This is a genomic window from Priestia sp. JNUCC 25, assembly GCF_053667915.1.
In genome coordinates, this window is sequence record NZ_CM132211.1 from 3,000,960 (window position 1) to 3,020,404 (window position 19,445).

The following is a 19,445-nucleotide window of genomic DNA, read 5'->3' on the forward strand; positions in this document are numbered from 1 at the left end:
AACGTCGGATCTACCGACGTTTTTTATGTGAAACCGAGTTTATTTATTGATTTTGTTCAACTGGCGTATAACCTATATACGCAGACTGAGGTCGGTAAATACGATTATTTTCTGACTGCTCTACGACATGAGCTGTCCATCCAACTACACGGCTTGCTGTGAAGGTTGGTGTGAATAGTTCAGACGGAAGCTCAACCGCTTTCATAACCGCTGCAGCGAAATATTCTACATTGGTATAAATGCCTCGACCCGGCTTGTATTCATTGAGTAATTCAATGGTTTTATCTTCAATTTTAACAATTAAATCAAATAGCCCGTTGTCTCCTGAGATTTGTTTCGATACTTCTTTTAATGCTTCTGCTCTTGGGTCATGTGTACGATAAACGCGATGACCAAATCCCATAATTTTCTCTTTATTATCTAATTTTTTACGAACCCAAGGCTCAATATTCTCTTCACTTCCAATTTCATCAAACATGGTAATAACACCAGAAGGAGCTCCTCCGTGAAGCGGACCTTTCATCGCGCCAATTGCTCCGCAAATAGCTGAAACCATGTCAGATTCGGTAGATGAAATAACGCGTGATGAGAAGGTTGAGGCGTTCATCCCATGTTCAATTGTCAAAACAAAATATGCGTTCAGCGCAGTAACCAAACTTTGATCTGGAATTTCCCCGTTAATCATATATAAATAGTTTGCTACATGATCCAAATGCTCGTTAGGTTCTACTACTTCTAAATCATTCATTTTACGATACCAATAGGCAATAATGGTAGGTGTTACCGCTGTAATCGCAAGCGCCTGCTCTTTTGTCGGAGGCCAGCTGTATGAAGGGTCTCCTAATGCTGAGATACATGTGCGAAGCGCGCTCATCACTTCTGTATCTTTTGGCAAACAGTCCATTAACGCAACAATATTAGCTGGAAGCGTACGATGAGTCACCATTTTTTGTTTAAATGCTTTTAACTCATCATGATTTGGCAGCGTGCCGTTCCAAATTAAATAAGAAACTTCTTCAAAAGAATAATTGATCGCCAAATCTTTTGCCCAATATCCGCGATAAATCAGCTGACCTTTCTCTCCATCAACATGCCCGACTTTTGTTTCAGCTGCAATGATTCCTTCTAGTCCTTTAACGTATGTCATCTCAACCACTCCCCCAATTATTTTTAACAAACAGGCCTTTTTTCTATGTACGGCTCGTTTGCAGAATGAATAGACTCACCTTAGTGGTGCACTATACCATTTTATTCCTCTTTCTTAATTGTCAGAACAGTATACAAAATGAACATTTCAACACTTGTTATTTCTGCGCTCGCGGCTTTGTTTTACGGGAGAAAAAAATATTTTTCTAGAATTTTCTTCGAGGGTGCTTTTTGTTAACGCTTACAAACATGCGGGTTTCTAACGTATTTAGAGGAATTTGATGTACTATTTTTAGATGAATCACTATTCACTTCCTTATGTAAGAGTTTACATTTATTTGAATCATAAGTAAAATAGATAAATAGAATAAATAGTATGAAAACTAAGAATACTAGTGAGGAGAATTTATGGATATTCGAGAACTGCAACATTTCATGGAAGTAGTTAATCAAAAAAGTTTCACGAAAGCAGCAGCTGCAATTCACTTGTCTCAGCCAGCATTAAGTAAAATTGTAAAGAAACTAGAAGAAGAACTCGGCGTAGATCTTTTTGATCGCTCTACTCGAAAGCTGACGTTAACCGATGCAGGACAGATTGTGTATGGGCAAAGCCAAAAGCTGGTATCCACTCTTCACGAGCTGCATGCTCTGTTAGATGATTTACGGAATCTGCCTACAGGAGATATTAAAGTAGGAATTCCTCCTTTAGTAGGGACTGTTGTTTTCCCGATGATTGCAAAAAACTTTACATCAAAACATCCTCAGGTGAAATTAGAGCTTGTGGAGCTTGGCGCAAAGCGAATTGTCGAACTTGTAGAAAACGAACAAGTAGACCTTGGCATTATCGTGTTGCCTATTCAAAACCCTCTTTTTCACATCTATCCGTTTATTGAAGAAGAGTTTAATTTATACATTCATCATGAGCATCCGCTGGCAGCTAAATCAATTGTTGCTTTGAGCGAGCTTAGAGAAGAGCCGTTTGTTCTGTTCAGCAAAGATTTCTCTCTTCATGATCGCATTATTCATGAGTGCATTCAAGCGGGTTTTCATCCAAAAATAGCGTACGAAAGTTCTCAATGGGATTTGATTATTGAACTAGTTGCTTCTGAATTAGGTATTGCTATTTTACCAAAGTCCGTGTTTCCGAAAATCAATAATCCCTTTATTAAAAGTATTCCAATTGCCGCCCCTACTCCAATGTGGGAGCTCGGGATCATTTTGAAAAAAGATCGCTATATGTCATATGCTACACGAGAACTTTTGTCCTTTCTCGTCGACCAAGATATCATTTTACCGTCTCATACGATGTCAGCAAACTCTTAACAAAAAAGCCTCTTCTTTCATTAGGAAGAGGTTTTTAGTCATCTTTGATATCTTCTTCAATCTTCTTTGTCATCCGATTGACTAAAAACAAGTCAGCAAATGGCGACTTGTTTTACAGCTGCTTTTTGAATAGCACACCTTTTTTAAAATGTACTCCCAAAGCTTCACGATTGGCCATAAACACTCCTATTAAAATAAGAAGGCCTCCGCCAATAATAGAAGGCGTGATAGCTTCATTTAAGACTACATAACCGATTAACACCGCGATTAAAGGAGATACATACAACCACGTAGATGGAAAAACCGGATTTGTTTGGGCTATTAGCCAATAATATAAGCCGTGTCCAGCAATTGAACCAACAAAAATTAAATATACAATAGACCATACTGCGTTCCAAGGCATAATAGTGGAAACATGGATCTGCTCTGTACATAAAGATAGCACCAGTAGAAATATTCCCCCGTAAAACATTTGAATACCGTTAATTAAAAACGGTGATACTTCTTTTAGTTTATTTAACAAAGCTTTCGAATAATTGCTGCCTATGCCGTAAAATACTTCTCCTACTATGATAATGATACACCCTAACGTCCGCGAATAAGACATAGTGGCTGTCACATTTGGAAGTGAAATGCAAATAACACCGGTAAAAGCCAGAAGCAAAGCGAATAACTGCTCTTTTTTTAATTCCATTTTTCTTTGCATCACTTGAATAAGCAATATCATCATTGGGCCAGTAGCAGATAAAACAGCTGCAAGACCCGATGTCACATGTTGTTCTGCCCAATAGAGTGTTGAAAATGTCATAAAGGTCAAACAAAACCCTACCATCATCACTTTTTTTGAAAGTAATAACGAGCGTCGAACGTCTTTTTTATATGCAAAGTACGAGATTACTAATATTCCTGCTAAAAGAAAGCGAGTTCCAGCTGAGAAAAGTGGAGGCATTCCTGCTTCAATCCCTAATTTAATAGTTAAGAATGTCGTGCCGAAAATAAAACAGATAAGTACGTAATTAATAATAATCATATATCTTCCTCCTTTAAACATGCCACGAGTATAAAAGAAAGGAAGTATAACAGTAAAACCTTGACTATAACAGTTGCTGTTTTTCCAGTTGCGCCCATGCTTATTTTGAGGTTAACTAAAGAAAAAGAATAGTTAGGTGACACAATGAGATTTAATGTACATAAAAAATCTTCTACCCCCATTTATCAGCAAATCTATGAGCAGATTCGTTATCGCATCCAAACGAGCATGATAAAACCTGGTGATCAGCTCCCTTCTTTACGCAAGCTATCACAAGAGTTAGAAATAAGCTTATTAACGGTACGAAAATCGTATCAGCTCTTACAAAAATCAGGATTAATCGTAATACAGTCAGGAAAAGGAGCTTTTGTTAAAGGGGTTACTAAACGTTCTTCCAAGGTATTAAATAATTTTTCATGGCAAGATGAATTAAACGTAAATATCACGCGCTCTCAGTATAGCTTAAATCGTGATCGTAAATATTATGATTTCTCTCAGGCTATTCTTTTCCCTCGTCTCCTTCCTAATCAGTTTTTAGCGCAAGAAATGCAAAGTCTTTTACGTACCAATGAGCTTGTTTTAGCCACATACGGTCCAATTCAAGGAGATCGTGAGCTTCGCATAGAGCTTTCTTCTTATTTACAGAGAGAGCAAGGAATAAAAGCTGATCCTCATGAAATCATGATTACAAGTGGCGCTCAGCAAGGTATTGATTTAATTGCTCAAACGCTTTTAAAGCCAGGGGATACGGTTATAGTAGAGAGTCCATGCTACGGAGCTGCAATTGATGTCTTCACCAATAAAGGTGTTAACGTCATTTCAATTGAACTAGATGAAGAAGGAATACAATCTGATTTAGTAGAAGAAGTCTGCCAAAAAATAAAGCCTTCGCTTTTGTACGTAAACCCTTCTTTTCAAAACCCTACAGGTATACTAATGAGCAGACAGCGCCGCAAAGAACTAGTTGATTTGGCCGAATTGTATCACTTTTTTATTGTTGAAGATGATTCGTTTGGAGAGATTTATTTCGATGATATATCAGTGCCTCCACCGATAAAAACGTTTGATAAAAATGGGCATGTTTTGTTCTTGAAGGGGTTTAGTAAAACTTTGGCTCCAGGACTTCGAATTGGATTACTTTATGCACAAGGTTCTGTATTTGATTGGCTATATGCGGTTAAAGCATTGATGGATATTGGTAGTCCCTTACTAACTCAAAAAGCTGTGCTAGCTTTCTTACGCACTGAGCGAATGAAACAGCATATGGAAAAGCTGAGGATCGCTTTGCAATTGAGAAGAGATCATGCAAGCGACCTGCTTTCGCCTCTTTCCGACTACGTTCAATTCCAAGTCCCTAAAGGAGGCTTCAACTTATGGTTAAAACTGCCGCAAAATGTAAACACATTCGCATTATTAAAAAAAGCCCAGGAGCATAATGTTTGCTTTTTACCTGGTGAAGCTTGTTTCGTTCACAAACCTCCTCATGCTTACATTCGAATAAGCTATTCCCTTCTTAGTGATACTGATTTGAATATTGGACTTCAACGTCTTAATGCTATCCTTTCAGCTGAAATATAAAAAGAATGTTTAATTGTAAGCGAAGAAGTGTATACAGAAAGAGGAGAAGAAAGTTATTCTTTCTTCTCCTCCACTCTTTTAACTCACATTTTTATTCACAGCAATAATTTCACTAAGATTATTCATATAAATAATTTGATCACCAAACGTTCTATTTTTCAAAGCAGCCGTATGGTGAGGCTTCATGCCGATAATGTAGCATGTGATACCCATGAGGTAGAAGGACTGCATAAAGCCTGCAAAAGCTTGAATTCCTTCGGTTGTTAATATATCTAAGCCTCCAAAGTCAAATAGAAGCGTGGTGTAATTTCCTTCATGCGCAAAGTTTTGCAAAATGCACGTATTTTCAGCTACAAGATCTGTATCTAAGTCTCCAAAAAGAGGTATAAGTCCTACTTTAGAGGATAATTTAATAAAAGAAGCGGACAATTGCTTAATTTTTTGTAATGATTTTTCAAGACGTTCTTTTTGTTCAAGCAGTTCAAAATCTGTATCTGCTAATCGTTTCCGATGGTCTTGAACAAGATTCGTTAGCTCTTGTATACGTTCATCTTGGCGAATACAAACTAAATGACCTATATCACTATCCCATTGAATTAAGCATTCAAACAGTGAATAAGGCGAATCATTGGTTTGCATCACAAGCTCTACTTTCTGAATAGCCTGGCCTCGGCTTTGGACAAGAGTTTGCTCATCATGGGGTTCGTCTACCGACAGTTCTCGAGAATCTTTTTGGCGCAAGCTTAAAAACTTTCTCGCCTTTTCTTGACTAAATACGTCTACAAGATCTAAAAAATTAGCTGAAGGCTTAAATAAATGACCTGATTGTTGCGACCATTCCAAAATATTAAATTCAGTATCCACTAAAAAGTAAGGAATTGGAACATATTCAAGCATCGACATTAACTTCCACTCCTTTGTGATAACTGATTAACCAGTTATTTAGTTGGTGAAGATCCGGAATTAGGCGTGTATGCTCAGAACAGTAGGAACGGAAATCAATTTGAGAAACTAAGCGCCCTCCTACCATTACAGTTGGTCTTGGTTCTAATTTGTCCAAAGTTTTGGTATATTCAGCAAGCCTCTCAATATGATAAGGAATACTGACAGATAATCCTACCATTTGTGGTTTCCACTCCATAGCCATTTTCTCGGCGTATTCCAGAGGCAGATTAGCCCCTAAAAAGCGAGTATTCCACCCGTGTTCTTCAAACAATAAAGCCACCATCTTTAAACCAATAAAGTGCTGTTCTTGTTCCAAACATAGAAGCAGTGCCTTTGGAGCGATGTCTGAAGCGTGTCCCTGAATTTTTTTATAAAAGCGATAGCGAGTTAGCACATAATCACATGTCGTAGTGGCGACGTGCTCATCAGCTACAGAAATGATATTTTCTTCCCACATATCTCCAGTTACTCGCATTGCGGTTGTAATTAAATTTTCATAAATATCTAGGCTGTTCTTTCCTTGTTGGATTTCTTCTAGCACAATTTCCCAAGCGCTGTCTTGATCACCAGCTAATAAATAGCCTACAAATTTTTGTACTTGAGATTTCATTGTTTCACCTCAGTAAACGTAAAGCTTTTAAGAAACTTGAATAAAAGCTTCTCGTCTCTCTTTTTCAAGATCGCCTAAAATGTATACCACTTTTAGACTAACACATGTTGCCAATAGCAACAACCTAAAAATAGAATAATAACTTTTTATTCTACTACACTCAGTAAAATATGACTAGTATTTCTCTAAATATTCTCCTTTCCCTTTTATTTACGAAAAACACCTCGGCATTTTTTACCGAGGTGTTTTTCCAGTTGTCATCATTTCGGCTCAAAGAATGTAAGTTCGTCTCGTTCTCTTTTAAGCATTTCTACTTATCTTCCACTTTCAATAGACTTTCAAACATATGTATTTATGACTCTTCTGCTCCGACCATAATACTGATAAGATAGAGCGCTGTCATAACTGAGCCGATTGTATTGCATATCAAATGAATATATTGGCTGGTCGCCATAAACAAGTATAAACTTAGCGACAGCAGCATCGTTCCGAACAAAAAAGACCATTTAAATAATGACAGTGGCCGCTTGAACTTTAGCCGCAAACAAAAAATGAGAATAAAGCCTACTAGCGCCATCACAAAGAAACTAACGTTAAATAAATTGATGGTTATCACGTTTGTTCACACTCCCTTTGCTCCTGAAATTATTATAACATATTTTTCCTTATCTTCATTCTTTCTCTAGAAGCAAACGCGTCGAAAATTGTTTTTTTGACGTGTTTATGTCACAATATTTTTATAAAAATTCCAAGGAATGAGGGAATGCATTGACTACACCTGAAGCTCAAGATTCAAAATGGTCCATTTTAAATAAAGCCCTTCATAGCTCACAATCTGGTATTATCGTGACAGACCCTTCTTTGCCTGATAACCCAATTATTTACCTCAATCAAGGGTTTTCCCTTATGACCGGCTATAAGGAAGAAGAAGTATTAGGGGAAAATTGCCGTTTTCTACAAGGTCCTCTTACAAACCCGCACCACGTTGATGAAATTCGCAGCGCTATCAGCCGCAATCAGTCAGTCTCTGTTACGCTTGTTAATTATCGAAAAGACGGCTCTTTCTTTCATAATCAGCTAACGATTGACCCAACATATATAGAAGAAGAAGATAAATACTACTTTATCGGTGTTCAAAAAGACGTAACAATAGAAATTACAGCCCAGGAACAGCTTCAGCAGGCTTTGGAAGAAGTGGAAAGGCTATCCACTCCTATCGTGCCAATAGAGGAAGGAATCTCTGTTCTTCCATTAATCGGAACGTTAAACGAACGGCGTATAGAAATGCTATTTAATAGCTTCACCGCGCGTAATACAAGCAGCAAAGATCGTTATTTAATCCTAGACGTCTCAGGATTAGCGCAATTTAATGATTCATTCGGCCGTGATATTCTTAATATTTACAATTGGCTGAAGCTCATGGGAACTCAGCTTGTTTTAACAGGAATTTCTCCTGACATGGCCATACATATGAGCACTATAGAAGATGATATGTCCTTTATTTTAGTCTATCAAAGCATTAAAGATGCCTTGCCGAAGCTAAAGCTATAAGCATAAGAAGTGGTTCTTTATGAAAAATAGTTAAAATGCATGAATATGCTAGTTAAAAAATGTTTATTTTTTTATAAATTGGGTTTGAGAGTATACAGTTAGGGAAAATAAGGCGTATAGGAAAATAAATGCGCTTCATAATGGATTTATTTATAAGCATCCTCACTCTAGATCAGGGGATGCTTTTATGCCTTTATTTATAAATCAATTAGACTATACATATATAAGGAGAGTCTTCATGCATAAAAATCAGGACTTATATCATTTTTTCAAAGAACATTCTCTTCAATTAACTGAAGACTGGTACAATCAGCTCGACGATGAAAATGAGTTTTCTGTCTATTCGAGTGAAAATCCAGCAATTGTGAAAGAACTGAAGCAGCAAAATCAAGATTATTTTCAGCATTTATTTGACGTATTTATAAAGGATGAGGAGTATTTTTTTTCAGATTTTCAGCAGTGGTCGATAGAACTAGCACGTGATCCAAAGCATTTAAGTACGCCTCTTCACTTTATTATTCGAGAATATTTTAATTCACAAAAAATTGTCGTTAATTATTTAAAGAAGTTTATCTCTTTGCATTCCAATGAGGTAAGCGTAGATAAGATATTTATGTGGTATGACATTATTGTTAAAGCTTTTGATCTATCTATTTATATCTTTATTCAAGAATATCATAAAAATACGCAAGAACAGCTGAACGCTCAGAAAGAGTTAATTAATGAATTAAGTTCTCCTGTCATCATGCTTCAAAACAAAGTTGCACTTTTGCCTCTTGTGGGGGATATTGGAACGGTCAAAAGTCAGTTTATTTTAGAAAATACACTTCAGCAATGCTCGGAAAAAGGCGTTGAACATTTATGTATTGACCTGCTCGGTGTAGCTACGATTGATACGATGATGGCACAAGAGATTTTTAATTTGGTAAAAGCTCTTCGTTTAATTGGTGTGCAAACAATTTTATCTGGAATTCGACCGGAAATTTCTCAAACTGCCATTCGCTTAGGGCTTTCATTTGAACATGTTAAAACTACTTCTTCTCTTGCACAAGCACTTAATTCTATTAGTTAAGCATATGGCTCTCTATTACAACAGTATAGAGAGCCATATCTATGGCGTTTCAAATTTTACTGGAGTATAGTAGACACGCCCGATTAACTTTTTTCCTTTGCTATCTTTCCAGTCCGCTACGAGTATATACCGATCACTGCGAGAGGTAGAATCTACTGTAATAGCAGATGTTTTTTTTATGTCCTTTTTTTCTACTATGTTTTCGTAAATAGACTGATTGCGAATTTGTTTGTAATAAAGCGCATTAGGTTTTTTACCATCTATTTTAATGGACACTTGACCACCTTGAGAGACGGGAATACTATCTTTCATAACAATTTGTCTAAAATTTTTTCGTTCGCCAAAATCAGCTTCACATTCGGTCCAGCAAAAAAATAAAGGCTTGATGATGGCTTCTTTGCCTTCCGCTATTATTTTTATAGCGGGTGGATAAGGATCTTCAAGCGTTTCAGCTGTAGGAACCTGACATGCGGCTAATGAAAACAAACTAAATAGAATAACCACCACTTTTTTCATACTATGTCCTCCCTTTTTTGTAAACGTGGTGCACGTAAGTGAGTGGGTGCATAGTATACTCTTTCGCCTGCAACCAAAAGATTCCTTTTATAATCAACAAAAAAACAGCTGCCTATTTGTTTAGACAGCTGTTTTTTTCTATTTACTTAGCATGCTTATTTCTTTTTTCATATCTTTTTCTACATATTCCATTAAATCAGATACGTAGGTTTGAAGCGGTTTTGTTGCGTCTTTGTGATCATTCATCGTTAATTCATAAATGCTATCGATATTATCAATCATCAGTTCCATATCATCGATGACGCCCGTATGCTTATACATCGTTTTCATCGTAGGATCAAGGGAAGCTAATTCATTATATTCATAGTTTATAGTATTTGAAATATCATCGAGTTCATTGATAAATTGCTTTTTGGTTTTTTTTTCGGACATAAGCTGATTATACTCTTTAAAAGCAGTTTGAAGGTTTTTCTGAGAGGCAGTCAATACTTTCAGCTGTTCTCGTCCTAAATAATAATCATAAATACTAGTAACAGTAAAATATCCTCCAAATGTGAGCGCGATTCCGATAACCAAACCTATCCAAAACGTGCTCGTTTTAAAAAAATGTTTCATAATGACTCCTTTTATCTGTGTTCTCTGTACAACACTAGCTCATGCTGCTGCTTTTTCCTAGGATACACCAAAAACGAAGTGGAAGCTACACTTTTTTAAAAATTTGTCGAAATTTGTCTCTTTCCTCACAAACCGCAACACATTATGTTCTATCTCTATTTCTCCATCTATATACATCAAATTCGTTAACCGCTGTAAAACCAAGTTTTTCATAGGCTGGCTTTCCTGCATTTGTAGCATGCAAAATACACGTATCCGCCTGTTTTTTTGCTTCAGTAAGAACTTCCTTCAAATATGCGGTGGCCAGGCCTTTTCTCCTCATATGTCTAGCTGTAGTGATACAATACAAACCCGCTGTACCGTCATAAAAAAAGAGAGACCCAGCTACAGCTGGCCGGTTGTGATAAAGACCCAGATATAACTGATATTGGTCAGTGTGCTGCATAAGCTGCCTAAACCTTTCAAGAAAGTCAGCTTGATATTCTTTTGGTTTTTGATAGCCGTCTATGTATACCGTTATCCATTCTTTCAATTCAGCTTCTGTGCGCACTCGCTTACATTGAAACCCTTCTACTCCTGTATGTATGTATTCTTTTTCTTGAATGTGCTGAATCATTCCGATCCATTTTTCATAAGGAACAAATCCATTTTTATGAAGAACTGGCCCAAGGTTATCATATGAAGATGGACCAACAATCCATAAAGGTTCCTCCCCTTCCCGAGAGCATATCCCTAACGCAGGCTCAATATGACGGGTTCCTGCATATATACCCCGATTGTAAGGAGATGCAGAAATCCATTTAATTTCTGACGTATCCACCTTCACAGATTTCTTCGTATGCTGAAAATACATCCAGTGCTGAATCAAGTGCTGTTCTACTACATCGCTTTGATTTTTTATTTTCACTTCATGTCTCCTTTCTCTTCTAAACTATGTTCCTTTTTCTATTATATACTAGTTAGTCTATTTTCTATGACTCTATCGCAGTTCTTAAATCCTTTTACAAGTTTTTTTTATTTTTTTTGCTATTCAGTGAATAGTTTTCTTTTAAGTGGGGTATTAACCTATATAAGCAATACATCATTAAAAAGGAGGATGATATTTATGTCATTTTTATGGGCACTTATTGTAGGTGGTATTATTGGGTGGCTTGCCGGATTAATTACGGGAAGAGACGTTCCAGGAGGTATTATTGGTAACATTATTGCCGGTTTTATCGGTTCTTGGTTAGGTTCAGCTATCTTTGGAAGCTTCGGACCAGTTGTAGGTGGATTTGCTATTATTCCTGCTATTATCGGATCAATCATTTTAGTGTTAATCGTAAGTTTCATTATGAGAAAAATGCGTGGTAATCATAAACATGCCTAATAAATTATTATATTAGAAAAAGAACCTCTGTTGAAAAAGAGGTTCTTTTTTTATATGAAAAATTCTTAAAATTTACTATTTTTAATTTCATAATATTGAAAAATAAACCTCTTAATGTTAATTTAACCATAATCACTATAGAAAAAAGAGGAATTAACATGCTGCTTTCAACCCACTCAAAAGACAAATCCATGTACCAAATACTAATAGAAGAAATCGAACAGACACGAACGTTAATGATTCAAACGGCTGTCCGTGAAGGAATGACAAGTCCTAACACACTTCAAGTTAGTCAATCATTAGATGCTTTATTAAATAAACTTCAAATTTTCTTCTACCAATAAAAGCCCGTGAGTATGTAACCATATCATGGGCTTTTGTGTTGTATTAGTCCGCTTGATTAACGTATTCCACTGCTTGGTGAAGGCTGCTGAAAGTCGTAATGTCAGCCAAATCTAACCCTAAGTTCACCATCGTCTGAGCAATTTCAGCGCGAATCCCGCTTAAAACCACTTGAATTCCTAATAATCTTAAAGCACCGATTACTTTAAAAATTTGGTCCGCTACCATCGTATCAATAATTGGAACCGCGTATAAATCAATAATCAGCCAATTTAGCTTGTAGTCGCTGCCGTGTTGAAGCGCATTTTCCATTAAAATTTGAGCGCGATTTGTATCTAAATCGCCAACAAGAGGAATCACGCCAATTTCTTTCGTAATGCGTACCACAGGAATTGAAAGTTCATCAATTGCATAGCGTGCGGATTGAATTTTGTTTGCAAAGTCCGTCATATATGATTTACTAACCCAGTGTACAGCCTTGTCTACTACTACGTTGAAACGAGAAATAACTTGATAGAAGGCATCAAACGTAAACGTCTCAGCTTTTGCTTCTTCTTTAATAATTTCTCCGATAACATTTCGGTAATAGCTGATTTCTTCTAATGCTACATCCAACGGAAGCTGAAGGACAACGAGTAAATTCGCTACTTCTCTTCCCCATTCCTCAAGTACTTCAAAGTTTTTGGTATCATTTGTTGAGACAGAATCAGCATATATTTGAATTAAATGAACGCGCCACGGTTCTAGTTGTTGTTGAATATCTTTTTCTTCATATTTTTTTTGTTTTGAGAACTCTTCTTTTTTTTCTAAAATTAAATTCGTAATGTGTTTAAGCTTTTTATCTAATAATAATGACTCCATATTGTTCTCCCGTTAAGAATTTGTTTACTTAAAATGATATCACAAATACCGTTAAAAAAAGTAAAACTAAGGGAAAAAGCTTTAAAAAATGAACCGGATGTCCCCTTTTACGAATAGAATGAGCTAAATTGAATCTAAAACGTACACGAGCTGAACTTCTCTCCTTCATTTTATCGTTACTTTCACAGTGGATTCTCATACATAACTCTTCAATTTAATGTTGGGCTATCTTAGCATATATGATAAATAGATAAAAAAATGTAAAAGGGTATGCAGCAAGCATGTCGCATGACAAAGTGTGTTTTAGGAAAGACTGAAAAGGAATTCCCTATAAAAAGGAGGTTAGGTATATGTCATTTATTTGGACGCTTATTGTTGGAGGACTTATCGGCTGGCTTGCCGGTGCGTTGACAGGACGAGATGTTCCAGGTGGAATTATCGGAAACATCATTGCCGGGTTTATTGGAGCATGGTTAGGCTCTCTAATTTTTGGAGATTTTGGTCCAGAGATTGGCGGATTCGCAATTGTTCCTGCTATTATTGGTGCTGTTATTTTAGTCTTAATTGTGAGTTTTGTTTTACGCAAAATGCGCGGAAATAATAATCATCGACATGCCTGAATAAAAAAGAGAAATCAGCGTCTTGATTTCTCTTTTTCCCTTACTTCTTATAGCAAAATGTTTTAACAATGAACCTACCTGTAAGTGTAACTCTTTATTGCTACATTTAAAAATGGCTGCTTGTCACCTCTCACATTTAATACTTCTACACCCTCATATCAAGCGCGTTAGTAAGGAGCAGCCCTGTGCCTTCGAGATCATCAAGCATATCGGTGAAGGTAGCTCCAATATGAACAAGTGCAGTTTTAGCTTTCATTGGACATTGTTTTATAGTTGCTTTCTATTTGGGCTCTACTAATTCAATAAATGATCTTGCTTGTTTGCCCTTTAACTGTGCGTAGTGTGTATCTGTAGCTAATTCAACGGTTTCGTTTCCTAAGTTGACCCACATCCGATAAGATTGTACCTTTATATCCTTTTTTGTTTCCACCGGTTCAAAGTGAAGAATGTAGTTAGGTTTTCGAATCATTTCAGCTTTTTCTTCTCTCCATGATACATCTTTTAACCACTGCTGCACTTTCTGTACTTGATTTTGATCTTTCATTTTAACCGCATGGCCATATTGATTATCGGCTATGTATTTTTCGATCACGAGCTTTTGTTCAACAGTACCGCTTGAAGCACTGCTTTGCTGACATCCTGTTATCACCCAACAAATAGCAATGAGAACAACTAATCCAGACCATACTTTTTTCATTTACATCTACCTTTCTTTGTGTAATTGAAATGAGATGTTCTTGCTGAATGATGCTACCAGCTGCTCGTTTTTAAATCTCTTTTTGCATTCTCCTTTCTTCATATAAATCCCTGCTTCATTTGCTCAAAAAAACTGAATCCCCGAAAGGATCCAGTTTTTCGTTACGATTCGACATCTTCTATGACATGAACAGCGCGAATAGCGGCGTTTATTTTTGCATGTTGAATTCGCTCTTTTGCTTCTTGTATAGTCATTGCTTCTACTTCTTGATAAAAAATCACGTTCGCCCATTCATATTCTACTGAATAACGATTTGTTTTTTCCACACGGTATCCTCCTTATTGATGAACTAAAATTTGATCAATCATGCCATATTCTTTTGCTTCATCCGCTGTAAAGAATGTATCTCGATCAGTGTCTTTTTTAATCGTTGACAGCGATTGCCCTGTTCGTTCAGACAGCAGTTCATTTAGGTGGTCTTTTAACCGCAAAATACGCTTCGCTCGAATCTCAATTTCAGCTGCTTGTCCTTTTGCTCCTCCTAGCGGCTGATGAATCATCACTTCGCTATTAGGAAGAGCAAAACGTTTCCCTTTTTGACCGCCCGCTAGTAAAAATGAACCCATAGATGCCGCTAGCCCTATACACAATGTGCTTACATCTGCACGTATAAGCTGCATCGTATCAAAAATAGCCATGCCCGCTGTAATAGATCCTCCCGGTGAATTAATATAAATGCTGATATCCTTTTCTGGGTTTTCTGCATCTAAAAATAAAAGCTGAGCAATAATGCTAGTAGCCACCTCATCCGTAACTTCACCTGTGAGCATAATCACTCGGTCGAGCAACAGCCTTGAATAAATATCATAGGCACGCTCTCCTTTGCTTGTTTGTTCTACTACATATGGAGTTAAGTTCATGTGACCGCCTCTTTCCACTGAATTAGTACGAGAAAATTTTTTCACTTTTGCACTGATTTCATGATTTAAAAATGAATCCCCTATCAACTCTTCATCCGTAAATTTAATCATTAGAGAATGCCTTTCTTGCTGTATATGCAAGGTTTCATCGCGGTAAGTCACAGCAACTGCAATCTCTGCCTGTGGATATAAAACAGTCTCTTCCGTGTAGAGCTCTATTAATAGAGGTTCATCGTCGATATGTTTTACTTCGATTTGCCCCTGTCTGTTTTCCCGGTATCCATTTAAGTTTGTCGTTTTAAACAGACCTTCGGGCAGCTGAATATCAATCGTGATATTTGTTACTTTTACTTGCGAACGTTCAAATGTAATACAAAGGTGGTTCATTCCTTCTTCTTTTTCCATTACTGATTTTGCCACAGCTAATTTAATCATGCGATGAATGATCCTTTAAAATTTGAGTAACAGACTCAATTACTTTTTGCCGTACGTCCGCTGATAAATTTCGATTCATAGCTACAAACACATCTTCATTGACTTGATGCATTTCTTGATTTTGAATTTGTTTGCTTTGGTAAAGAGGGAGCTGCGCACCGATATTTTTTACTTCTTCATCACTCATGGAACACAGCGTTTTTTGAATGGAAGCTAGTGACTCACCTGCTTTTGATAATGTTAAAACGGCTCGAAAGTAGTGAACGTGCTGATCTGTATAGACACGCTTATTCCCTACTAGCACTAGCGGAGGAACAATTTCTATTTGCGTGTAATACCGTACCGTACGCAGGTTCAAGTCCGCACCTTCATTATTTAATAACTCCGTAATTTGCTTTCCTGTATATGTATTCAAACAATCCCCCCTTATTAGTTACAGTTAACTGTTACACTATCATTATACTGTAAAGATTTTATTTTTACAATTAAAACCATGGTAAATTTTAGATAAAACAACTAACCATATAAAAAGAACAAAACAAAGAGCCCAGGTCATATATCCGGGCTCTCTTTACTAAGCGAAAAAATACCTGTGTATATTTCAAACTATTCCTCCTGATACTTCTCGTGCTACACTTTAGTTATCTTAAAAAGGAGAGAACGTATGATGGTGAATCCACGTATAGATTGCTTAGGGTGTCGATTAGCAAATAACCAAGAGAAATCGCATGTGATATTTGAAGATTCGTTTGTGACGTGCCTATTAGATCACAAGCCATTTAACGAAGGACACGTCTTAATTCTTCCTAAAACACATATAGTGGAAATCGACGAATTTGATACTGAACACATACTGGCCGTGATGAATGCAGCGAAGCTAATGACAAAAGCAGTGAAGACGCTCTTTGTTCCAGACGGAGTTACTCTCTCTCAAAACGGCGGGATGTTTAACGAGTTAACTCACTTTCACATGCACATCGTTCCGAGATATAAAGAGGAGTGTTTCGGAGGTTTTTATACGCAAATTCCTCAATATGCTGAAAAAGATGACGTCTTGGCTGCAACAGCTCAGAAAATGCGCCGCGTCATTCATCACATGTCTTCATAAAAAAAACGGCTTCCATAAGGAAGCCGTTCTTTTTATTGTCGATCAAACAATGAACTTCCTGCAATACCAGGGTTCGTCATTTCAAATGGATTTAAAATGAGATCTAATTCCTCTTCTGTTAACACATCGTATTGAAGGCAAAGCTCACGAATTGGTTTTCCTGTTAAAATCGCTTCACGCGCAATACGCGATACGACTTCATAGCCTAAGTGAGGGTTAACAGCTGTAATAATTCCTACGCTTTTTTCTACATATTCTTTCATGCGCGTTTCGTTTGCTTCAATTCCTGCTAAACAGTGATCTGTAAAGCTTCTGAAACCGTTGTTCATGATGCTGATTGATTGAAGCAAGTTAAATACAAGCACAGGTTCCATGACGTTAAGCTCCATCTGACCTGCTTCTGAAGCAAGAGAGATCGTTTGGTCATTTCCCATTACTTGAAACGCAATTTGATTGATTAATTCAGCCATAACCGGGTTTACTTTTCCTGGCATGATTGAAGAACCAGGCTGACGGGCTGGAAGGCTGATTTCTCCTAGACCTGCACGAGGTCCAGAGGCCATTAAACGCAGGTCATTTGCAATTTTAGACATATTCGTCATACAGATTTTAAGCGCTGCAGATACTTCTGTATAAGCATCTGTATTTTGAGTAGCGTCCACTAAATGCTCTGCATGCACAAGCGGCAGACCGCTGATATCGGCTAAGTGTTTGACTACATTTTCAATATAGCGAGGATCTGCATTTAAGCCTGTTCCAACAGCTGTCGCCCCCATATTTACTTCATGCAAGTGGTCACGCGTTGCGCTGATACGCTTAATGTCGCGCGCTAACACGCGGCTGTATGCTTCAAACTCTTGACCAAGACGAACGGGTACAGCATCTTGAAGGTGCGTACGGCCCATTTTAATTACATGATCAAATTCTTGCGCTTTTCGCTTGAACACATCATGCATATCATTCATTGTAACAAGAAGTTTATTTAATAAGTTCAGCGTTGAAATATGGATAGCCGTTGGAAATACATCATTTGTTGACTGAGACATATTCACATGGCTGTTAGGACTTAATTTACCATACTCCCCTTTATTATTTCCCATAATTTCAAGAGCACGGTTTGCAATAACTTCATTAGCATTCATATTCATTGACGTTCCTGCTCCACCTTGAATAGGGTCCACAATAAAGTATTCATGCCACTGACCTGCTAAGATTTCATCAGCTGCTTGCACAATCGCATTTCCAATACCCTCATACAAGCGCTTTGTATCCATATTTGCAAGCGCTGCCGCTTTTTTTACAATAGCAAGCGCTTTAATCATTTCTTCATGTACTTTATAACCCGTAATCGGGAAATTTTCTACGGCACGTGCGGTTTGTACACCGTAGTATACGTCTGCTGGGATTTGTTTTTCTCCTAGAAAATCAGCTTCTGTACGATATCCTGCTGTTTCTTGTTTCATAGCTGTACCTGCTTTCTTTTTAATTAATATCTTCTGCAATCGACGTTTCCATCATCTTTTTAACTTGGTGAGGGTCTTTCGTTTGTCCGAGCACCCACATTAATTTAGGAACAATGGCTTCTGTGTTCATGTTTTTTGAGCGCACGACGCTGTCATGATTAATCATTCGGCCTACTTCATAAATGCCCATGTCTTCTCCTTCTTCAAGACATTGAGTCGTAATGACAACGGATACACCGTGGTTTGTTAACTCAACAAGCTTGGCTAAAATGTTGCGAACTTGAAATGGAATACCTCCACTTCCATAGCTTTCAACAACAACGCCTTGATATACATCCTTTAATCCATCGAAAAATTCAGGTTTAATGCCGGGAAACAGTTTAACAACTGCTACATCCGTACAAAGAGATGTATTAACCGTCAACTCTTCTTTACTAGAGCGAACGGGTTTTGTATATTCCACCGTATTATCATGGATAGACGCCACGTATGGATAATTAATGCTTTCAAATGCATCATAGCTTTTTGTACGAAGCTTGATTGCTCTTGTGCCTTGAATCACACGACCGTCAAAGACTACATAGACTCCGCCTGTTTCTTCACAAGCAAAGCGAATCGCATCTGCAATATTGCGCTTCGCGTCCGTTTTACTAAATGAAATAGGAATTTGAGATCCTGTAATCGCAATTGGTTTTTTAGAATGCTGAAGCATGTAAGAAAGAGCTGCCGATGTGTAGGCCATTGTATCAGTTCCATGGGTGATAACAAAACCATCGTATTCATTATAATGCTCTTCGATCGCTTTTGCCATCTCTATCCAACATTCTGGCTGCATATTTGTACTATCAAGATTCATAAGAGATTTGCTGTCAATTTGACAGTGTTCATTTAAATCAGGTATGTAGCTTAGTAATTGATCTGGCTCCATTCCAGGAACAAGTCCATTTTCACCTTCAAGTGAAGCGACCGTTCCACCAGTTGATAACAATAATAGTTTTTTCAAAACCGACATCCCCTTTGCTTAATTTTTGTAAAAAAACCTGACAATCTATCAAATAAATTATATTCATTTCGCGTACTTCACCTGTAATTATAGTAACGAAAAATCAATAAATCAAGAGAAAAATTATTCGTTTCGCGTACACTTTTCTCTGCAGCAATGATATAATGAATAAAAATGTAAATTAGCTCACGGTTTGATTACAAAGATCTGCGCGCGAGCTGAATGCCTCGGTTTTTTACAT

At 37.2% G+C, this 19,445-nt stretch carries 23 protein-coding genes; 8 read left to right on the forward strand and 15 right to left on the reverse strand.

What is annotated here, in order from left to right; all coding sequences use genetic code 11:
• Positions 1 to 43: 43 nt before the first annotated feature.
• Positions 44 to 1,147: a citrate synthase/methylcitrate synthase gene (locus tag JNUCC25_RS15340; RefSeq protein ID WP_013057749.1), complete on the reverse strand. Its 1,104-nt coding sequence runs from the start codon at positions 1,145 to 1,147 to the stop codon at positions 44 to 46.
• Positions 1,148 to 1,554: 407 nt separating this feature from the next.
• Between JNUCC25_RS15340 and JNUCC25_RS15345 the strand changes: the two genes are divergently transcribed.
• Positions 1,555 to 2,469, forward strand: a complete 915-nt coding sequence (locus JNUCC25_RS15345; RefSeq protein WP_013057751.1) for a LysR family transcriptional regulator — start codon at positions 1,555 to 1,557, stop codon at positions 2,467 to 2,469.
• Between the two features lie 112 nt (positions 2,470 to 2,581).
• Here JNUCC25_RS15345 and JNUCC25_RS15350 read toward each other — a convergent pair whose 3' ends face one another.
• Entirely contained in the window at positions 2,582 to 3,499 is a 918-nt protein-coding gene (locus JNUCC25_RS15350; RefSeq protein WP_029322707.1) for a DMT family transporter, read from the reverse strand.
• A 144-nt stretch (positions 3,500 to 3,643) separates the two neighbouring features.
• Between JNUCC25_RS15350 and pdxR the strand changes: the two genes are divergently transcribed.
• Positions 3,644 to 5,077 (forward strand): MocR-like pyridoxine biosynthesis transcription factor PdxR, encoded by a 1,434-nt coding sequence (gene pdxR / locus JNUCC25_RS15355; protein WP_013057753.1) that lies wholly within the window; start codon positions 3,644 to 3,646, stop codon positions 5,075 to 5,077.
• 78 nt (positions 5,078 to 5,155) lie between these two features.
• Here the strand turns inward: pdxR and JNUCC25_RS15360 are convergent, their stop codons facing one another.
• The 3 genes from JNUCC25_RS15360 to JNUCC25_RS15370 all read right to left on the reverse strand — a co-directional run bounded on the left by JNUCC25_RS15360 (position 5,156) and on the right by JNUCC25_RS15370 (position 7,248).
• Positions 5,156 to 5,980, reverse strand: a complete 825-nt coding sequence (locus JNUCC25_RS15360) for an STAS domain-containing protein (RefSeq protein WP_013057754.1) — start codon at positions 5,978 to 5,980, stop codon at positions 5,156 to 5,158.
• Entirely contained in the window at positions 5,967 to 6,632 is a 666-nt protein-coding gene (locus tag JNUCC25_RS15365) for a cobalamin B12-binding domain-containing protein (protein ID WP_013057755.1), read from the reverse strand. Before JNUCC25_RS15365 ends, JNUCC25_RS15360 begins: the two co-directional genes overlap by 14 nt.
• 352 nt (positions 6,633 to 6,984) lie before the next feature.
• Positions 6,985 to 7,248 (reverse strand): hypothetical protein, encoded by a 264-nt coding sequence (locus JNUCC25_RS15370; protein WP_078081959.1) that lies wholly within the window; start codon positions 7,246 to 7,248, stop codon positions 6,985 to 6,987.
• A 152-nt stretch (positions 7,249 to 7,400) separates the two neighbouring features.
• On the opposite strand from JNUCC25_RS15370, the gene JNUCC25_RS15375 reads away from it, so the two are divergent.
• Both JNUCC25_RS15375 and JNUCC25_RS15380 read left to right on the forward strand, forming a co-directional pair.
• A complete protein-coding gene (locus tag JNUCC25_RS15375; RefSeq protein WP_013057757.1) occupies positions 7,401 to 8,183 on the forward strand; it encodes a PAS domain-containing protein in 783 nt (260 codons plus the stop codon).
• A gap of 238 nt (positions 8,184 to 8,421) precedes the next feature.
• Positions 8,422 to 9,255 (forward strand): STAS domain-containing protein, encoded by an 834-nt coding sequence (locus tag JNUCC25_RS15380; protein WP_029322709.1) that lies wholly within the window; start codon positions 8,422 to 8,424, stop codon positions 9,253 to 9,255.
• A gap of 39 nt (positions 9,256 to 9,294) precedes the next feature.
• On the opposite strand, the gene JNUCC25_RS15385 is transcribed toward JNUCC25_RS15380, so the two are convergent.
• The 3 genes from JNUCC25_RS15385 to JNUCC25_RS15395 form a co-directional block, all read right to left on the reverse strand.
• Positions 9,295 to 9,771 (reverse strand): hypothetical protein, encoded by a 477-nt coding sequence (locus JNUCC25_RS15385; RefSeq protein WP_057273501.1) that lies wholly within the window; start codon positions 9,769 to 9,771, stop codon positions 9,295 to 9,297.
• 138 nt (positions 9,772 to 9,909) lie between these two features.
• Positions 9,910 to 10,386 (reverse strand): hypothetical protein, encoded by a 477-nt coding sequence (locus tag JNUCC25_RS15390; RefSeq protein ID WP_013057760.1) that lies wholly within the window; start codon positions 10,384 to 10,386, stop codon positions 9,910 to 9,912.
• 142 nt (positions 10,387 to 10,528) lie between these two features.
• Positions 10,529 to 11,293 (reverse strand): GNAT family N-acetyltransferase, encoded by a 765-nt coding sequence (locus JNUCC25_RS15395; protein WP_029322712.1) that lies wholly within the window; start codon positions 11,291 to 11,293, stop codon positions 10,529 to 10,531.
• Between the two features lie 198 nt (positions 11,294 to 11,491).
• On the opposite strand from JNUCC25_RS15395, the gene JNUCC25_RS15400 reads away from it, so the two are divergent.
• Complete coding sequence (locus tag JNUCC25_RS15400) at positions 11,492 to 11,755, forward strand: GlsB/YeaQ/YmgE family stress response membrane protein (RefSeq protein WP_013057762.1); 264 nt, start codon at positions 11,492 to 11,494, stop codon at positions 11,753 to 11,755.
• A 158-nt stretch (positions 11,756 to 11,913) separates the two neighbouring features.
• Positions 11,914 to 12,099 carry an aspartyl-phosphate phosphatase Spo0E family protein gene (locus JNUCC25_RS15405; protein ID WP_013057763.1) on the forward strand — a complete coding sequence of 62 codons (186 nt, stop codon included), beginning with the start codon at positions 11,914 to 11,916 and terminating at the stop codon, positions 12,097 to 12,099.
• A gap of 43 nt (positions 12,100 to 12,142) precedes the next feature.
• Here the strand turns inward: JNUCC25_RS15405 and JNUCC25_RS15410 are convergent, their stop codons facing one another.
• Positions 12,143 to 12,958 carry an STAS domain-containing protein gene (locus tag JNUCC25_RS15410; protein ID WP_013057764.1) on the reverse strand — a complete coding sequence of 272 codons (816 nt, stop codon included), beginning with the start codon at positions 12,956 to 12,958 and terminating at the stop codon, positions 12,143 to 12,145.
• 350 nt (positions 12,959 to 13,308) lie between these two features.
• Between JNUCC25_RS15410 and JNUCC25_RS15415 the strand changes: the two genes are divergently transcribed.
• Positions 13,309 to 13,578, forward strand: coding sequence for a GlsB/YeaQ/YmgE family stress response membrane protein (locus tag JNUCC25_RS15415; RefSeq protein WP_013057765.1), 270 nt, complete (start codon positions 13,309 to 13,311; stop codon positions 13,576 to 13,578).
• 280 nt (positions 13,579 to 13,858) lie between these two features.
• Here the strand turns inward: JNUCC25_RS15415 and JNUCC25_RS15420 are convergent, their stop codons facing one another.
• The 4 genes from JNUCC25_RS15420 to JNUCC25_RS15435 form a co-directional block, all read right to left on the reverse strand.
• A complete protein-coding gene (locus tag JNUCC25_RS15420) occupies positions 13,859 to 14,275 on the reverse strand; it encodes a hypothetical protein (protein WP_013057766.1) in 417 nt (138 codons plus the stop codon).
• A 161-nt stretch (positions 14,276 to 14,436) separates the two neighbouring features.
• Positions 14,437 to 14,601 (reverse strand): hypothetical protein, encoded by a 165-nt coding sequence (locus JNUCC25_RS15425; RefSeq protein WP_013057767.1) that lies wholly within the window; start codon positions 14,599 to 14,601, stop codon positions 14,437 to 14,439.
• A 12-nt stretch (positions 14,602 to 14,613) separates the two neighbouring features.
• Positions 14,614 to 15,195: an ATP-dependent Clp endopeptidase proteolytic subunit ClpP gene (gene clpP, locus JNUCC25_RS15430; protein WP_013057768.1), complete on the reverse strand. Its 582-nt coding sequence runs from the start codon at positions 15,193 to 15,195 to the stop codon at positions 14,614 to 14,616.
• A gap of 427 nt (positions 15,196 to 15,622) precedes the next feature.
• Positions 15,623 to 16,045: a MerR family transcriptional regulator gene (locus JNUCC25_RS15435; RefSeq protein ID WP_013057769.1), complete on the reverse strand. Its 423-nt coding sequence runs from the start codon at positions 16,043 to 16,045 to the stop codon at positions 15,623 to 15,625.
• A gap of 249 nt (positions 16,046 to 16,294) precedes the next feature.
• Here JNUCC25_RS15435 and JNUCC25_RS15440 point away from each other — a divergent pair, with 249 nt between their 5' ends.
• On the forward strand, positions 16,295 to 16,738 hold the full coding sequence (locus tag JNUCC25_RS15440; protein ID WP_035439043.1) for an HIT family protein: 444 nt from the start codon (positions 16,295 to 16,297) through the stop codon (positions 16,736 to 16,738).
• Between the two features lie 32 nt (positions 16,739 to 16,770).
• On the opposite strand, the gene aspA is transcribed toward JNUCC25_RS15440, so the two are convergent.
• Entirely contained in the window at positions 16,771 to 18,201 is a 1,431-nt protein-coding gene (gene aspA, locus JNUCC25_RS15445) for an aspartate ammonia-lyase (protein ID WP_013057771.1), read from the reverse strand.
• Between the two features lie 19 nt (positions 18,202 to 18,220).
• On the reverse strand, positions 18,221 to 19,204 hold the full coding sequence (locus JNUCC25_RS15450) for an asparaginase (protein ID WP_013057772.1): 984 nt from the start codon (positions 19,202 to 19,204) through the stop codon (positions 18,221 to 18,223).
• Positions 19,205 to 19,445: the final 241 nt, after the last annotated feature.

Bases quoted from the DNA above. Each gene is read 5' to 3' on its own strand.
- JNUCC25_RS15340 (WP_013057749.1), bottom strand. From the start codon at position 1,147: ATGACATACGTTAAAGGACTAGAAGGAATCATTGCAGCTGAAACAAAA.
- JNUCC25_RS15345 (WP_013057751.1), top strand. From the start codon at position 1,555: ATGGATATTCGAGAACTGCAACATTTCATGGAAGTAGTTAATCAAAAA.
- JNUCC25_RS15350 (WP_029322707.1), bottom strand. From the start codon at position 3,499: ATGATTATTATTAATTACGTACTTATCTGTTTTATTTTCGGCACGACA.
- pdxR (WP_013057753.1), top strand. From the start codon at position 3,644: ATGAGATTTAATGTACATAAAAAATCTTCTACCCCCATTTATCAGCAA.
- JNUCC25_RS15360 (WP_013057754.1), bottom strand. From the start codon at position 5,980: ATGTCGATGCTTGAATATGTTCCAATTCCTTACTTTTTAGTGGATACT.
- JNUCC25_RS15365 (WP_013057755.1), bottom strand. From the start codon at position 6,632: ATGAAATCTCAAGTACAAAAATTTGTAGGCTATTTATTAGCTGGTGAT.
- JNUCC25_RS15380 (WP_029322709.1), top strand. From the start codon at position 8,422: ATGCATAAAAATCAGGACTTATATCATTTTTTCAAAGAACATTCTCTT.
- JNUCC25_RS15385 (WP_057273501.1), bottom strand. From the start codon at position 9,771: ATGAAAAAAGTGGTGGTTATTCTATTTAGTTTGTTTTCATTAGCCGCA.
- JNUCC25_RS15390 (WP_013057760.1), bottom strand. From the start codon at position 10,386: ATGAAACATTTTTTTAAAACGAGCACGTTTTGGATAGGTTTGGTTATC.
- JNUCC25_RS15400 (WP_013057762.1), top strand. From the start codon at position 11,492: ATGTCATTTTTATGGGCACTTATTGTAGGTGGTATTATTGGGTGGCTT.
- JNUCC25_RS15405 (WP_013057763.1), top strand. From the start codon at position 11,914: ATGCTGCTTTCAACCCACTCAAAAGACAAATCCATGTACCAAATACTA.
- JNUCC25_RS15410 (WP_013057764.1), bottom strand. From the start codon at position 12,958: ATGGAGTCATTATTATTAGATAAAAAGCTTAAACACATTACGAATTTA.
- JNUCC25_RS15415 (WP_013057765.1), top strand. From the start codon at position 13,309: ATGTCATTTATTTGGACGCTTATTGTTGGAGGACTTATCGGCTGGCTT.
- JNUCC25_RS15420 (WP_013057766.1), bottom strand. From the start codon at position 14,275: ATGAAAAAAGTATGGTCTGGATTAGTTGTTCTCATTGCTATTTGTTGG.
- clpP (WP_013057768.1), bottom strand. From the start codon at position 15,195: ATGAACTTAACTCCATATGTAGTAGAACAAACAAGCAAAGGAGAGCGT.
- JNUCC25_RS15440 (WP_035439043.1), top strand. From the start codon at position 16,295: ATGATGGTGAATCCACGTATAGATTGCTTAGGGTGTCGATTAGCAAAT.
- aspA (WP_013057771.1), bottom strand. From the start codon at position 18,201: ATGAAACAAGAAACAGCAGGATATCGTACAGAAGCTGATTTTCTAGGA.